Source organism: Nonomuraea sp. NPDC049269, assembly GCF_043197155.1.
Classification (GTDB): domain Bacteria; phylum Actinomycetota; class Actinomycetes; order Streptosporangiales; family Streptosporangiaceae; genus Nonomuraea.
The window spans coordinates 350,663-364,267 of record NZ_JBICSO010000008.1; the positions used below are offsets into that span (position 1 = coordinate 350,663).

The window sequence follows — 13,605 nt, forward strand, 5'->3', positions numbered from 1 at the left end:
GGTGTAGTTCCCCCTTAAGGAGTAGTTGACCTGGGTAGATTGACGTCTACCGGCTCGTGGGCGGCGTGATCATCAGCGGTGGCGTGTCCGGGTAGGGTAGGGGCATGCTTTGACGCCTGCCCGGTAATCGGGCGCCTCCGTGATCTCCTTCGTTCGTCGCAGATCGACCTGGACCCACGAAGGAGATGCCTTTCATGAACACGTCGACCTCCATCGACGTTCCTGATCTGTTCGCCGCGTCTTATGGTGCGAACGGCGCCGAGGCGCGCGCTTGGATCGCCGATCTGCCTCGCCTCGGCGGCGAGTTCCTGGACCGCTGGGAGCTGCGGCCCGACGGCCCGGCCGCGTACGGCATGGCCTCGCTGGTCCTGCCTGTGCTTCAGGCCGACGGGACACCCGCCGTCCTTAAGTTCCAGCAGCTCCGGGAGGAGACCGCCGGCGCCGCCACCGGGCTGCGGGCGTGGGGCGGCAACGGCATTGTGCGCCTGCTGGACTATGACGAGAACAGCGGCACTCAGTTACTGGAACGCCTGGACGCGGCCCGGTCTCTGTCCTCAGTGGCCGACGATGATGCGGCCATGCAGATCCTGGGCGAGCTGATGGCCCGCCTGACCTCGGTACCTGCCCCAAGGGATCTGCGACGGCTGTCCGATGTCGCCGCGGCCATGCTCGACCAGGTCCCGCAGGCGGTGACGGCGCTGCGCGACCCCGGCGAGCAGCGGTTGGTGCGCACCTGCGCGTCCGCCGTGGCTGAGCTGGTCGGTGAGTCTGGCAACTGTCTGCTGCATTGGGACCTGCACTATGACAACGTGCTGGCCGGAGAACGGGAACCCTGGCTGGCCATTGACCCTGAACCGCTGGCCGGGGACCCGGGGTTCGAGTTGTTGCCGGCGCTGGACAACCGGTGGGAGGAGGTCGAGGCCACCGGCGATGTGGCTCGCGCGGTGCTGCGCCGCTTCGACCTGCTGACCGAGGTCCTTGGCCTGGAGCGGGGGCGAGCACTCGGCTGGAGTCTCGGCCGCGTGCTGCAGAACGCACTGTGGGATATCGAAGACGCCAAGGTCGCGCTCGAACCGGCCCAAGTCGCCATCGCTATGGCGCTGCTGCACCGGCGAGGATGAAAGGAGGAATTTCAACGCGTAAAAGGGGATGAACCTCTCTAGGTTCGATGCAAGGCTGGGCTCGTGAGCGACACGCAGACCGTGGTCCTGGTCGAGGGAGCCAGTGACAAGTCGGCCATCGAAGCGTTGGCCGAGCGCCGTGGCCGGAACCTGGCGGCCGAAGGCATCTCCCTGGTGGCGATGGGCGGTGCCACGAACATCGGGACATATCTCGGCAGGTTCGGCCCTCACGGTCGCAATCTCCGGCTGGCCGGCCTGTGCGACGTCGGGGAGGAAGGCGACTTCCGGAAGGCTCTTGAGCGCGCCGGCCTTGGATCCGATCTCAGCCGAAGCGATCTGGAGGCGCTCGGATTCTTCGTGTGCGTCGCTGACCTGGAAGACGAGCTGATCCGCGCCCTCGGCACCGCCACGGTTGAGCGCGTTGTCGATGCCGAGGGCGAGCTCAGCTCATTTCGTACGCTCCAGAAGCAACTGGCATGGCGCGGGAGCGCCACTCACGACCAACTGCGCCGGTTCATGGGATCAGGCAGTGGCCGCAAGATCCGCTACGCTGGCCCGCTCGTCGCGGCACTCGATCTCGATCGCGTGCCGCAGCCGCTGGATATGCTGCTGGCCCACCTGTCGGGGTAGTCGGAGATGGTGAATTTTGTCATCGCCGAGTGAAGCGGATTCGTTGGTGGAACCAGCGGGTGTTGGGGGCGTCGTCGCCGGTTGTGCCAGGTGGGGTTCCGAACGCTTCGCCGGGTTGGCGGGTTGGACCATGAGGGTCTAGAGGACCGGCCACGAGGGCGGCGCCTGCCGTGCGTCGCCCAGGGGGCTGGTGAGGGCGTTGCTGAGGTCCGGAGCCTCGAATCCCGGCGCGGGTGACACACAGAGTGCGGCCCTCGTCGTTGACCGCGCATCCTCAGTCCCGCCCAGGCCCCCAGGCGCTCTGCCCAGCGCCACGTCCGTCGTCTCGGACGTCGGTAGTAGCCCGTGGTCTGCCGGTTTTTGCGCCGTCAAATGTCGGTTGGGCTTTACGCTGGCCTCGATTGTCGCAGGTGGAGGGCCAGCCGGGGCGCTGAGGTTGTGGACAGTGGCGAGGAGATGCCGAATGACGACGAGTCCGGCGACGTTCTCAGCGTCAGCAACTCGGTCCCTATGGTGATCGACTGGTCAGAACTGCAGTTCTGAGTGACGCCACTCGTCATATGCGGCGCGTCTTCTCGTCCCAGAAATCGGGACCAGCCGTTCGTCGACGGTCAACTGTCGCGCAGGGGTCTCAACACCCGGCCCCAGGCGATGACGTCCGCCAGCATGGCGCTTACGGCGTCGTCCTGGTGTGACCGTGGCTTGAGTTCCTTGAAGTCGATGAAGTCGTGGTGCATCTGCAGCGCCACGTGGTGGCGGACGTCGGCGATTCCGAGTGCGGCCATGGTGCTACGCAGGTGCTGGATGGCCCGGGCCGCGCCTTCCATGCCATATCCGACGAAGCCCGCCGCCTTGTTCCCCCACTCGTGATAGACGAAGTCGAGCGCGTTCTTCAGAACGCCGGGAAAGCTGTGGTTGTACTCGGGAGTGACGAAGACGAAGGCGTCCAGCGAGGCGACCTTCTCGGCCCAGCGGCGGGTATGCGGCCGGCTGTAGTCCGTCTCCATCAACGCGGGCACCGGCTCATCGAGCTGCGGCAGGTCGTAGTCCATGAGATCCACCAGCTCGAACCGCGCACCGCCCTGCCGCTCCGCCCCGTCGAGAACCCAGCGGCCCACCGCGTCGCCGACGCGTCCGGGACGGGTGCTCGCGACGATGATGCCAACATTGATCATTAGATTGCCCTTCGCTTCATGTTCCGGGCCGGCGTCCGACGCCGGCGGCAGCCAGCGTACGTAAGGGTTGCCGAGATGATCCATGCGTCAGGATCCCCCGTAGATGCGTCATCGTCCTCGACTGCCGCCTGACGAAGGACTCATGTACCTTGCGTCGATGGACGTGCTGAGTCAGGTGATCGATTCCATGCGCTCAGGCCGGCCCCGGTTCGCCCGCATCGCGGGGCATGCTCCGTGGGGAGGCCGGCTCCAGCCCGTCGCAGGCGTGGCGTTCCACGTGGTGCTGCGGGGGGTCTGCACCTTGATGCCTCATGCGGGCGATCCCGTCGCGCTGAGCATGGGCGATGTCGTGCTGCTCCCCAACGGGCACGCTCACGAGTTGGCCGGCGGTCCCGATGCGGAGCCGGAAGACGTTCCACTCACGAGGGGAGAGGAATTCCAGCTCGAACCGCGGACCGTGTCACTGGGACTCTCAGGCAGGCCGGTCTCCGCAGTGGTGCTGAGCGGAGTGTTCCCCGTTGACGAATACCGCTGCCATCCGATCGTCAATGACCTGCCGGACCTCATCCACCTGCCGGCCCAGTTGGGCCACGAGCCGCCGTTGCGCCATGTCATCGACCTTCTGTCCACGGAGCTGGACAAGCCGGGCATCGGTACGGAGTCGGCGATCGGCTCACTGCTCGACGCACTGCTGCTGTTCGCGCTACGCGCCTGGTACGGGGAGCATGGCGCCATGGTCGGCTGGGGACCGGCATTGAACGATCGGGCGATCAGTCACGTGCTGTGCCGCATCAACAACGATCCTGGCCGACCGTGGACGGTCCACGATCTCGGCGCGGAGGCGGGGCTGTCGCGATCCGCGTTCGCCCGCCGCTTCACCGCGCTCGTCGGCCGGCCGCCACTCAGCTATCTCACCTGGGTACGGATGAACGCGGCGGCTCAGACGCTCCGTGCGTCCGATGAGCCGCTGGAGACGGTGGCACGGAAGGTCGGCTATGGCTCGGAGTACGCGTTCGCCACCGCCTTCAAACGGCACTTCGGCACCGCTCCCGGCGCTTACCGCCGACAAAATCCGGCGACCCCGAAAAGGCCGCAACGACCACGCTACTCCCAGGTGACGGGCAGTTCGTGGACGCCGTAGATGCTCATGTCGTTACGGAACCGGATCTCCTCCAGCGGTACGGCGAGCCGCAGGTTCGGCAGGCGGCGCAGCAGCGTGCCTCTTTGGCCACCCGGGCGACGCTTGGCCGGGGACGGCGAGGGCTCGGTGGGGGAACTCGTGGGAGACCTCGTGGAGGAACCCTGTGCCTGGTTCCCCTGGGGCTCGGTGACCGGTGAGCTCGTGGCGCCGTCCGCGAGAGGATTCGTGGCTCGGCTCGGGTCTCCTCCCGGAGGGCGGAGCAGCAGGGTCACGCTGAGGGTGACGGAGGTGACGACGACGGCGCTGACTGCCGCCGACGCTGCCACGTCGCGAAGCTGGGCGTCAGTAGTGGCTGGCCGAAACTACTTGACGTACAACAGCAAGTACTTGCTATGGTCTGTCAAGTGACGACCACGAAAGACCATGTCGAGTTGGTGGCCGAGCTGGTCCGGCTGCTGGAGACACGGGTCCTCGACCCGTTGGAGATCCTGCTGACCTCCGACGAGCTTCTCCACCCGATCAGGGCACGGCTGCGCGTGGAGGCCGAGGTCTGGGCCGCCCAGCTGCTCGGCGCCGACCGGGAAGGCGCCACTATGACCGCGGCCCGGCTCATTGGCGCACTGTTCCCCGGCGACGGCCCCTTCGACCCGCCCGAGTCGTGGTGGCGTACCGCGTTGGGACGGGCTGTGGCCCGTGCGGCCGGCCATCCCGCGGCCGTGACGGTGTCTTACTCCACTGCGGGGGCGATGCTCGGCATCACCCGGCAGGGCGTCCACGACCTGGTCAAACGCGGCAAGCTCGACAAGCATCCCGACGGCGGCGTCACCACCTCCTCCATCCGCGACCGGCTCAACCGACCTCAGGAGAGCACCCCGTGGCACCACAAGACGTGATCATCAGCAACCGTCCGGTCCCTCTGGCAGTCCGTGACCACGGCGGCCACCGGGCTCCCGTGCTGCTGCTCCACGGCCTGGGCGGCACCCTCCAGCACTGGGACGCGGTCGCGCCGCTGTTGACCGGCGCACACCGGGTCATCGCAATGGACCTGCGCGGCCACGGGCTGTCCGGCGACGGAACATGGGATTGGGAGGAGGTCCTGGACGATGTGGAGGCGGTGATCGACCACTTCGGCCTGGACGCTCCCCAGGTGGTCGGCCATTCCCTCGGCGGCATGATCGCGGTGCGGTGGGCGTTGCGTCACCCGGACAGCCCGGGGATCGTCAACCTCGACGGCCTGCGCTCGGCCGAGACCGCACCGCGGCACTACATCGGCATCGGGGAAGAGGAGCTGACCACGCTCCTGGCGGAACTGAAAGCCGTCTTCGACGCCCAAGCCGCCGCGATGGCCCAGCCGCTGCCCGAAGCTCACGCCGCGATGTATCCCCAGCGTGCACTGCGCACCACGGACCGGGGTGTCCACCTGCGTCCGGACGCCGCGCTGGCCGGGCAGATCAGGTACGACCCGCACTTCCAGGACAGCGTCGCGGCGGTGGCCGGCATCCGCTGTCCCGCCCTGTTCGTCCTGGCCACCCAGAACCTGCCCGGCCTGCCGGGCCGCGTCGGCGAGCTCATGCCGGCACTGCGCGCGGGAATCCGCCGGGACCTGCTGACCCTCACCGCCGACCGGCCGCACCTGCGCGTGCTCGAACTGGCCGCCAGCCACAACATGATCGCCGAGCAGCCCGAGCTGGTCGCCCAGGCCGTGCTGGGGCTTCAGGCAGGGGCCACGGGGCTGGCGGCGAGTGATCGGCCCGGCCAGCCGTAGTGATGCGCCCGCCGCGACGGGCCACGCTCGCGGCCGTCGCGGCGATCGGCGCCAGGTCAGCGGTCGAACCAGCGTGTTGCCGAAGGTGTCAGCAGAGTGGCGACGACCGCGATCGGGAAGAGCGTGCTGGGGGCGATCAGCCTGATCCAGCTGAGGTCGCCGTCGATCGCGTTCATGATGAGGTAACCACCGGCCGCGACCACTTCGACGCCGATGACGCCCCAGCGCACTGGCTTCCTTCGGGAGGGCCAGCGGGAGAGCAGCCAACCCATGAGCGCTGTGATCACGACGGTGTAGAGCATCAGTAGGACGAACGCGCCGCTGAAGGCGAAAGCGACGGTACCGATCATGATGGCGAGCCCCACGAGGCTGAAGGCCATCTCAAGGGTCATGATGAACTGGCCGGCTCGTACGACGGCCGGCATACGCTCGGCCTGGATCGCATCCGTCACACGATCATTGTGCCGTCTGGCGGGCGCTTTGCGCGTTCCGGTGGCAAATGGAAAGCCCGGCCTTGTCCTCCGAACTGCATGTGGGGAACTCGCGCGCGGAAGATCGCGTCAAAGCATGAATGAGATCCTTACGCGTGGTCCTGGCGGCTGCTCTCATCGTCCTGGGCGTTGGATGCGGCAGCCCCGTGGCGGCCTCCGCGGTGCTGCTTCTGCCGGAGCGGCCAGGAGGCCTCTATCTGGAGCAGTTGGTCGCATCGGACGCCGAGCAGGATCCGGTCACGGCGTACGCGGAGGGTGACACGCCCGGCGACAGGACGCTGGCCGTCCTGGTGACAGAGTCGGAGGACTGGGATCCGCCGTACGACTGGGAGCAGCCGTACCGTGGGAAGCCGGTCAAGCTGGACAAGCACGAGGCGACCATGGGCGGATCGGGACAGCACCGCTGGATCGCCTGGCCGGTCAAGGCGAGCCAGGAGTTCGAGTCGTTCGCGGTGCTGGGCCACGGCTTGTCGGACGCCGAGCTGACCAGGGCGGCCAACGGAGTGGCAGAGGATCTGCGGCGCCCCCGGATCGACGCCGCGCATCTGCCGCAGGGGCTGGACCTCGTCAAGACCGGTTCGCTGCCCGTCAGCGGCTGGCACCTGGAACTCGGCGGAACGGAGCAGATCTGGACCAACCGGCGGGCGCGGGCCAGAGTCTCCGTCAGTCAGCTGCCCGGCGATGCCGGCATGGAGGTTCTCGCCGGTACCACGGTCAGGGGAGAGCCTCGGGAGATCCGCGGCACCACCGGCCTGGCGGGTGGCGACCTCCTGTCCAGCGGATCGCTCCGTATGGACTGGGTGCACGAGGATCAGGCCCTCATGAAGCCCAAGGTCCGGCTCTGGCGGGAGAACGGCATGATCGTCAAGGTGTCCGCGCTGGGGCTGGCTGACGAGGTGGTGGACGCCTTCGTACGAGATCTGCGCCCGGCCGGTCCTGAAGCCGTCGAGCGGGCGCGTAGCCAGATCCTGGAGTACCCTCCGGACCTGCTGTTCCCGCCCGTCGACGATGAGAACCGTCCGTTGCGTGTCGTCACGCACGGCAGGAACGCCGAACGAGCCTGGGCCATGAGCGCCGGACTACAGGATGGAACCTTCACGTCCGCGCTCCGCGTGCTCTCCCGCCGGGCCGAGATCGTGGACGGTGGCGGCGGGACCTTCGAACCGTGGAAGCCGAAGTACGGTCGGGTGCCGCTGACGATCATGCATGACGTGAGGGAGCTCGGCCTGCCCAGCGACAACGTCCTCATCGGCTTCGCGGGGACCGGGGTGAGGAAGGTGCGCATCAGCTACTCGGACGGCACCTCGGCAGAGCTTCCGCTCGGACCGGCGGGCGGTCCGGGCGGCGTCCGCTGGTTCTCCGCCGAGGTGAAGTCCCGTTCGTTCAAGCTCTCCGCCGAGATGAACGATGGCAAGGTCAGCGACACCGTACGGCGCCTCCCCTGATCACCGGCCAGAATCGCGGCGACTGTCTGTTGTCGTAGACGTTCCTTGCGCGGCGAGGCCGGTTGCCCCCCGCCCAGGCTGGGGGAGGACAACCGGCAGGTGCGCCTACGCGGTGCCCATCGCGATGAACGAGAAGTCCCGGTCCGACTGCTTGCCGTCGCTGCCACCGGTGGTGACGCGGAAGCGGTCCGTGGAGATGGCGATGACGACGGCGTTGTCCCGTGTGTCTCCGCCGTTGCTGTTCATGGTGCCGGGGTACATCTGCGTCGCGACGACGGACGGCCACTTAGCGAACGGCACGTCGAAGAGGATCGTGTAGACACCCGTAGCGACACGATCCACCTTGAAGCCGGTCCCCGAGTAGATCGTCGAACCGTTGCTGCCGACACAGCCCCACACTGATCTGTCAGCCATGTTGATCACCTTTCTCTTCCTGTTGGTTTCCTGAGGAAACGCGGACTTGATGGATGTGGACAGGCCGGAGGTTCTGGGTCGTTCGGCAGGGAAGGGGGCGGACGCTACCCCGGCCCGTCCCCGCTCACCCGCTGCGCTCCAGTCCCCTGATGGCCTATCATGTAAGGCAACTTGTAGCGCAACGTTGTTGCCTTACATGTAGTGTTAGCGAGAGCGGGGCATGCGTCAAGGGGTCTTCTGAAGACTTCTCGACGAGTGTCCGAACGATCGCGCAGATGGAGCACGGCGATGGCATCACGACCCGACGGCACCCCACGTCACACCCGTAATCCGCGGGGTTCAGGCGACCGCCTGCGGCAGGATCTGGTCACTGCGGCCAACCGCCTGCTGGAGGACGGCGCCACTCACGAATCGCTGTCCTTGCGGGCTGTCGCCCGGGAGGTCGGGATTGCTGCGACCAGCGTCTATCTGCACTTCCCTGACAAGATGTCGCTCCTGCTGGCCGTCTATCAGCGGCACTTCGTCGAGCTGATCAACCACATCGACCAGGCCGTCGCCCGGCACACCGACCCTGTGGCCCGGCTACGCGCGGTCGCGGCGGCCTATTGCGAGTTCGCCGACGATCACCCTGACGTCTATCGCGTGATGTTCACGGTGCCCAGCGTGCCTGAACTGCCCCGCGCGATCTCCGACGACCAGCTACCCGGCGTCGCCGTCCTCGAGTCCGTCCATGAGATCATCAAGGACTGCATCGAGGCCGGCCGCCTGCCCCGTACGGACCCCTACGCGGCCACGGTGTGCCTGTGGGCCGCCCTCCACGGGATCATCACGCTGCGAGCGGCCCGCCCTTACGTCCCCTGGCCTCCACGGGACACGCTCATCGACACCCTCCTGGCCGGCACTATCGGCGCCACCTGAGCGAAATGTCCGTCCTCAGCGTGGCGGTACCTTCACGCGCCGAACGCCTCCTGCTTGATCTGCTCGAACTGCGCGCCCATCGCCTCGGCCAGGGCGTTCGCCCCTGACAGGGGCCGCACCATGACCGTCAGGTCGTCGATGAGGCCGTCGTCGTCGAAGTGCAGGAAGTCGCAGCCGTGGACCTGCTTGCCGTTCACCTTCGCCTGGAACACCAACGCGAGGTCACGGCCGTCCGCGTCGGCGATCTCCCGGACGTAGTGGAAGTCCTCGAACACCCGCGAGACGCCACGGAGGATCGCCGCGGTGAGCGCCTTGCCCGGATACGGCTGGTACGCGATCGGGCTGGTGAACACGACGTTCTCGGCGAGCAGCGCCTCGATCGCGGCCATGTCATGGGCCTCGACGGCCTGACGGAAAGCATGCATGCCTACCCCTACTCAATTAGTTGACTATGCGCGCTTGACAGTAGCTCCAACGTGCAACGACGTCCAGTGGAGCAGGGGTCATATAGGCCCTGGCCTCGGGAATCGGCTTCCCGCTCCCAGTCTGGCGAGTGTCCGTTAGGGATCTTCTTATTGGACCTTGATCGCATTACACTCGCGACCATGATCGAGTTGGGCGACGGCGTCGTCGACGACTTGTGCCTGGACCAGCGCGGCACCGGCGGATCGTCCTGGCAGGGAGAGCGGCCCGTTCGGATCACACATGGACGAACTTCGCGAGCACCTGCCGCCCGGCACGGTGATCGTCGGCGGCTCCGCGCCGCAGCGGAGAGGCAGGCCAAAAGGGCTGACTGACAGATCTACGACCCCTATGACGGGTGCCACCGGAATACGGCAGAAACGGGTCGCAGTCGAATGACAACCAAGCGGCGCGATCTCGAAGCAGTGTGAATCAGGAGGCGCGACATGGCCAGAATCGCCTACGACGACCAGACCGCGGCAGCGTACAAGGCGGTCCGTGAGATTCCCCAGGACGGGCTCGAAGAATGGCGTGAAGCGATACGACGTCACCTCAGCCCGTCGCCCGGGATGGCCGTGATCGACATCGGCGCGGGGACCGGCGCGTTCGCCACCGCATTCAGCGATTGGTTCGGCCTCAGCGTCCTCGCGGTCGAACCGTCGGCGGCGATGCGGGCCCAGATTCCGCGCCGCTCGGGCATCCAGGTGCTGGAGGGCGACGCCGGCGCACTCCCGCTCCCAGACGGCTCGGCGGACGGCGCCTGGATGTCCCTCATGATCCACCACATCCCCGACATGGAAGCCGCCGCACGGGAAATCCGCCGCGTTCTGCGCCCGGGCGCTCCCGTTCTGATCCGGCAGGGATATCCGGACCGGCCCTATACGACGCGCACCTTTCCCTGGGAGTTCTTTCCCGAGACCGTCCGGACGACCGACACCTTTCCCTCCTTTGAGCAGACGTGCCAGGCGTTCGCCGCCGCGGGATTCCACCTCGACGCGCTTGAGCCGGTCCCCGAGACAATGTTCAGCCTTGCCGAGTTCCTCGCCCAGGTGGATGTCTTCCGCCGCTCCGCCACCATCATGCGGGGCCTCACCGAGGAGGAGTTCCAGCGGGGGAAGGAGCAGCTCCGTCGCGCCGTGCGGACTTCCAGCACGGAACCCAGAGCCAATTGGCTTGACCTCCTGGTTCTGCGCTGACAGCCGACGATCAGGGGCGCAGCCGGTGGAACAGCTCTACCCGGGTGCGGTGGTATTCGACGTCCGCCTCGTCGTGCGTCACCCCCGAGCGGACGGCCTTGTGGAAGTAGGCATGCTCCCTGCGGAGTTTGTGCCTGACGAGCTGAGCGAGTGACCCCTCGTCCAGGCGGGCGGCCGTGCCGCCCGCCTGGTGGTAGGCGGCCATGAACTCCTCGCTCGGCCCGGCCAGGTCGTCGCCCCATTCCAGGGCGGCGGCGGCCAGCTCCAGCTCAGGGGCGCCGACGAAGGTCTCGTCCCAATCGAGAACCGCCACTATCCGGCCGTCCCTGGCCAGTGTGTTGCCGGTGTAGTAGTCGCCGTGCAGGGGGTGACGCACGGGGTGCTCGGCGTGGAAGGCGGCCAGCCAGCGGTCCAGGTCGGGGTCGTCCAGTTCGGCGGCGTCCTGGGGTGGATCGCCGTACAGGCCGGACTCCTGGAAGGCGGGCACCGGGCGCGGGCCGGGGCGGAAGTCGGCCAGGGACCTGTGCAGCCTGGCCAGCAGACGGGCACCGGCTTCGCGTTGGGCTGGTATGTCGGAGTCCGGCCAGGAGCCCTCGACATAGGGCCAGCAGGAGATCGGGCGCCCGCCCACGACGATGACCGTCGTCCCTTCGGCAGCCGGCAGTGGGGCGACAGCCTCGGGGAGGCCGGCGGCGGCGTGCCGGGCGATCGCGTGGCACCACTCCGACTCGCCGGCGGTACGCCACGCTGGGCCGACGCGGATGACGTGCCCGTCGAGGCGGTAGGCGGCGGATTCCTCGCCGCCGTGCAACCGCTCACCCTCTCCCGTGACGCCCCAGGTCAGAGCCACGGCTTCGCGGATCTCACGGGTAAGGGGCGTCTTGACGTAGATCATCCCGCCAGCCTATGTGCTTCCGTTCGACGACAGACGCGCCAAGGCCGGGGCCGCCGATAGTCATATTGTTGACTAGGAAACGGGATGGTTAATCACTCCGGCGATATCGTTGGCAGATGTCGTTGCGTCACGCGGTGATGGCCGCGCTCCTGGAGGGCGAAGCGTCCGGATACGACCTGGCCAAGGGGTTCGACGCGTCGGTGGCCAACTTCTGGATGGCCACGCCCCAGCAGCTGTACCGGGAGCTGGACAGGATGCGGGCCGAGGGCCTGGTCCAGGCGCGTGTCGTCGAGCAGGAACGCCGCCCCAACAAGCGACTGTTCTCCCTGACCGAGGCCGGACACCGTGTGCTGCGCGCATTCACCGCCACGCCACCCCGCCCGGGCGCGATCCGCGACGAGCTGATGGTCAAGGTCCAGGCCGTGGACGCCGGCGACACCGAGGCCGTGCGCGCCGCCATCGAGGAACGCATGGACTGGGCCGAAGCCAAGATCGCTCGATACGAACGGCTACGGGCCCGGTTGCTGAACGGCCGCAGCGAGGAGGAGCACCTCGCGCACGCCGACCGCATCGGCCCCTACCTGACCCTGATGCGCGGCCTGGCCTTCGAACGCGAGAACCACCGGTGGGGCGAGTGGGCCCTGGCCGTACTGAAGCAGCGCTCAACCGCCACCTCCTGAAGCCCCGCCTTCATCGCGCCAAGGCGGGACGGCGAGTGAAGCGCCACCTGACCAGGATGTAGAGGGCCATCGCCGGGTAGAACAGCAGCCGGGCGGGGTCGTTAAGTACCTGATCGAGACTGACCCACTGCAGCAGGCCGCTCGTCAGCTCGGTCGACCAGCCCCCGGTCACCCGGATGGCGAGGGTGAGCAGCGCGGTCACGGCCAAGTAGTCGATCAGGAGCGTCAGCCCCCGGCGCCACGCAGGCGTAGAGGACGCGGTGACAATCGGCTCCTCGGCGGGGCCGAACGCGTGCGTCGCGAGGAGCACCAGCAGGGCGGCTGTCAGGAGGGCCAGCTCGTACGATCCCCACGAGCAGGCCACGGCCTTGAACCAGCCCAGGCTGAACAGGGGAAGCCCTCCCCCACATGGGTCGTCCCCGGCGTACACGGGAGTGAGCGGTCTGACGACCGCGATGAAGGTGAGGACCGCCGCCGCCCGACGGCCCGCCGCGGCCGAGTGCCAGCGGCCGAGAGCGGCGAGCACGACCAGCGCGGGAACGGCCCACGTCGTCGCGAGTTCCGTCATCGTGGCGAGATCGCCACGCAGCGGCTGGATCAGCGATGGCGATTCGTCCCCGTAGTTGCCGAAGCAGCCGTAGAACACCCCGGTCTCCTCGGCTTGAGGACGCCAGGTGTCCCAGGTGGGATAGGCCGCGGCGGTCAGGGCGGCCACCCAGATCAGCAAGGCTAATCGCGACAAATTACGCCTCCTTTTGCGCGACACCTTACCGATGATCTTCAGAACGCCGCCCCGCTCCCGGGAGCGGTCGGTGGGTGGTCGGCTTCGTACCGGCGGCGGTTGTCGTGAATGGTCCGGCGGTGCGTGGCCGCCCAGCTGCCCAGGGCGGTGACGGGGGCGAGCAACGTGCCGCCGAGTTCGGTGAGGGCGTAGTCCACGCGTGGCGGGACGCTCGCGTGGACCGTTCGGGAGACCAGGCCGTCACGTTCGAGTTGGCGGAGGGTCAGCGTGAGCATGCGCTGGGAGATGCCGGTGACGGCGCGTTGCAGTTCCCCGAAGCGCAGCGTGCGCTCGCGGAGGGTGCCGATGATCAGCAGGCTCCACTTGTCGCCGACCAGGGAGAGGATCCGCAGCACCTGGCGGCAGATCTCCTCGTCCGAATCGTCCGAGCCGTCCATGGGGAACGGGGGCCACGACACGGATGACGTGTCCATTAGTTACATCCTTGTGGGTTTCTGACATCAATGTGCCGTCTTGTGCTTAGCGGCTAT

General features: G+C 67.5%; 17 protein-coding genes. 9 read left to right on the plus strand and 8 right to left on the minus strand.

What is annotated here, in order from left to right:
• Positions 1-194 precede the first annotated feature (194 nt).
• Together ACGFNP_RS41065 and ACGFNP_RS41070 are read left to right on the plus strand one after the other, a co-directional pair.
• The gene (locus ACGFNP_RS41065; protein WP_393328141.1) at positions 195-1,121 is read left to right on the plus strand and encodes an aminoglycoside phosphotransferase family protein; all 927 of its coding nucleotides are present in this window, start codon (positions 195-197) and stop codon (positions 1,119-1,121) included.
• Positions 1,122-1,184: 63 nt separating this feature from the next.
• On the plus strand, positions 1,185-1,751 hold the full coding sequence (locus ACGFNP_RS41070; RefSeq protein ID WP_358323221.1) for a TOPRIM nucleotidyl transferase/hydrolase domain-containing protein: 567 nt from the start codon (positions 1,185-1,187) through the stop codon (positions 1,749-1,751).
• A 611-nt stretch (positions 1,752-2,362) separates the two neighbouring features.
• Here ACGFNP_RS41070 and ACGFNP_RS41075 read toward each other — a convergent pair.
• The gene (locus ACGFNP_RS41075; protein WP_358323219.1) at positions 2,363-2,926 is read right to left on the minus strand and encodes an NAD(P)H-dependent oxidoreductase; all 564 of its coding nucleotides are present in this window, start codon (positions 2,924-2,926) and stop codon (positions 2,363-2,365) included.
• A 157-nt stretch (positions 2,927-3,083) separates the two neighbouring features.
• Here ACGFNP_RS41075 and ACGFNP_RS41080 point away from each other — a divergent pair, with 157 nt between their 5' ends.
• Entirely contained in the window at positions 3,084-4,067 is a 984-nt protein-coding gene (locus ACGFNP_RS41080) for an AraC family transcriptional regulator (protein ID WP_358323217.1), read from the plus strand.
• On the opposite strand, the gene ACGFNP_RS41085 is transcribed toward ACGFNP_RS41080, so the two are convergent.
• Positions 4,031-4,393, minus strand: coding sequence for a hypothetical protein (locus ACGFNP_RS41085; protein ID WP_393328146.1), 363 nt, complete (start codon positions 4,391-4,393; stop codon positions 4,031-4,033). The two genes, ACGFNP_RS41080 and ACGFNP_RS41085, sit on opposite strands and share 37 nt — an antisense overlap.
• A 78-nt stretch (positions 4,394-4,471) precedes the next feature.
• On the opposite strand from ACGFNP_RS41085, the gene ACGFNP_RS41090 reads away from it, so the two are divergent.
• Positions 4,472-4,960, plus strand: a complete 489-nt coding sequence (locus tag ACGFNP_RS41090) for a hypothetical protein (RefSeq protein WP_393328149.1) — start codon at positions 4,472-4,474, stop codon at positions 4,958-4,960.
• Complete coding sequence (locus ACGFNP_RS41095; RefSeq protein ID WP_358323213.1) at positions 4,942-5,832, plus strand: alpha/beta hydrolase; 891 nt, start codon at positions 4,942-4,944, stop codon at positions 5,830-5,832. Before ACGFNP_RS41090 ends, ACGFNP_RS41095 begins: the two co-directional genes overlap by 19 nt.
• 56 nt (positions 5,833-5,888) lie before the next feature.
• Here the strand turns inward: ACGFNP_RS41095 and ACGFNP_RS41100 are convergent, their stop codons facing one another.
• A complete protein-coding gene (locus ACGFNP_RS41100; protein WP_358323210.1) occupies positions 5,889-6,284 on the minus strand; it encodes a hypothetical protein in 396 nt (131 codons plus the stop codon).
• A gap of 119 nt (positions 6,285-6,403) precedes the next feature.
• Between ACGFNP_RS41100 and ACGFNP_RS41105 the strand changes: the two genes are divergently transcribed.
• Entirely contained in the window at positions 6,404-7,768 is a 1,365-nt protein-coding gene (locus ACGFNP_RS41105) for a hypothetical protein (RefSeq protein WP_393328152.1), read from the plus strand.
• Between the two features lie 105 nt (positions 7,769-7,873).
• Here ACGFNP_RS41105 and ACGFNP_RS41110 read toward each other — a convergent pair whose 3' ends face one another.
• Positions 7,874-8,182, minus strand: coding sequence for a hypothetical protein (locus tag ACGFNP_RS41110; protein WP_358323204.1), 309 nt, complete (start codon positions 8,180-8,182; stop codon positions 7,874-7,876).
• A gap of 288 nt (positions 8,183-8,470) precedes the next feature.
• Between ACGFNP_RS41110 and ACGFNP_RS41115 the strand changes: the two genes are divergently transcribed.
• Positions 8,471-9,100 (plus strand): TetR/AcrR family transcriptional regulator, encoded by a 630-nt coding sequence (locus tag ACGFNP_RS41115; RefSeq protein WP_393328156.1) that lies wholly within the window; start codon positions 8,471-8,473, stop codon positions 9,098-9,100.
• A 32-nt stretch (positions 9,101-9,132) separates the two neighbouring features.
• On the opposite strand, the gene ACGFNP_RS41120 is transcribed toward ACGFNP_RS41115, so the two are convergent.
• Entirely contained in the window at positions 9,133-9,525 is a 393-nt protein-coding gene (locus ACGFNP_RS41120; RefSeq protein ID WP_358323200.1) for a nuclear transport factor 2 family protein, read from the minus strand.
• 483 nt (positions 9,526-10,008) lie between these two features.
• Between ACGFNP_RS41120 and ACGFNP_RS41125 the strand changes: the two genes are divergently transcribed.
• A complete protein-coding gene (locus tag ACGFNP_RS41125) occupies positions 10,009-10,758 on the plus strand; it encodes a class I SAM-dependent methyltransferase (protein WP_393328159.1) in 750 nt (249 codons plus the stop codon).
• A gap of 10 nt (positions 10,759-10,768) precedes the next feature.
• Here the strand turns inward: ACGFNP_RS41125 and ACGFNP_RS41130 are convergent, their stop codons facing one another.
• The gene (locus tag ACGFNP_RS41130; RefSeq protein ID WP_393328162.1) at positions 10,769-11,653 is read right to left on the minus strand and encodes a phosphotransferase enzyme family protein; all 885 of its coding nucleotides are present in this window, start codon (positions 11,651-11,653) and stop codon (positions 10,769-10,771) included.
• Positions 11,654-11,769: 116 nt separating this feature from the next.
• Here ACGFNP_RS41130 and ACGFNP_RS41135 point away from each other — a divergent pair, with 116 nt between their 5' ends.
• Positions 11,770-12,333 carry a PadR family transcriptional regulator gene (locus tag ACGFNP_RS41135; protein WP_358323193.1) on the plus strand — a complete coding sequence of 188 codons (564 nt, stop codon included), beginning with the start codon at positions 11,770-11,772 and terminating at the stop codon, positions 12,331-12,333.
• Between the two features lie 10 nt (positions 12,334-12,343).
• On the opposite strand, the gene ACGFNP_RS41140 is transcribed toward ACGFNP_RS41135, so the two are convergent.
• Together ACGFNP_RS41140 and ACGFNP_RS41145 are read right to left on the minus strand one after the other, a co-directional pair.
• Positions 12,344-13,075, minus strand: coding sequence for a hypothetical protein (locus ACGFNP_RS41140; RefSeq protein WP_358323190.1), 732 nt, complete (start codon positions 13,073-13,075; stop codon positions 12,344-12,346).
• Between the two features lie 38 nt (positions 13,076-13,113).
• A complete protein-coding gene (locus tag ACGFNP_RS41145) occupies positions 13,114-13,548 on the minus strand; it encodes a helix-turn-helix domain-containing protein (protein WP_358323188.1) in 435 nt (144 codons plus the stop codon).
• Positions 13,549-13,605 lie beyond the last annotated feature (57 nt).

Coding starts and splice junctions, on each gene's coding strand:
- ACGFNP_RS41065 (WP_393328141.1), top strand. CDS start 195: ATGAACACGTCGACCTCCATCGACGTTCCTGATCTGTTCGCCGCGTCT.
- ACGFNP_RS41075 (WP_358323219.1), bottom strand. CDS start 2,926: ATGATCAATGTTGGCATCATCGTCGCGAGCACCCGTCCCGGACGCGTC.
- ACGFNP_RS41080 (WP_358323217.1), top strand. CDS start 3,084: ATGGACGTGCTGAGTCAGGTGATCGATTCCATGCGCTCAGGCCGGCCC.
- ACGFNP_RS41105 (WP_393328152.1), top strand. CDS start 6,404: ATGAGATCCTTACGCGTGGTCCTGGCGGCTGCTCTCATCGTCCTGGGC.
- ACGFNP_RS41110 (WP_358323204.1), bottom strand. CDS start 8,182: ATGGCTGACAGATCAGTGTGGGGCTGTGTCGGCAGCAACGGTTCGACG.
- ACGFNP_RS41115 (WP_393328156.1), top strand. CDS start 8,471: ATGGCATCACGACCCGACGGCACCCCACGTCACACCCGTAATCCGCGG.
- ACGFNP_RS41120 (WP_358323200.1), bottom strand. CDS start 9,525: ATGCATGCTTTCCGTCAGGCCGTCGAGGCCCATGACATGGCCGCGATC.
- ACGFNP_RS41125 (WP_393328159.1), top strand. CDS start 10,009: ATGGCCAGAATCGCCTACGACGACCAGACCGCGGCAGCGTACAAGGCG.
- ACGFNP_RS41130 (WP_393328162.1), bottom strand. CDS start 11,653: ATGATCTACGTCAAGACGCCCCTTACCCGTGAGATCCGCGAAGCCGTG.
- ACGFNP_RS41135 (WP_358323193.1), top strand. CDS start 11,770: ATGTCGTTGCGTCACGCGGTGATGGCCGCGCTCCTGGAGGGCGAAGCG.
- ACGFNP_RS41145 (WP_358323188.1), bottom strand. CDS start 13,548: ATGGACACGTCATCCGTGTCGTGGCCCCCGTTCCCCATGGACGGCTCG.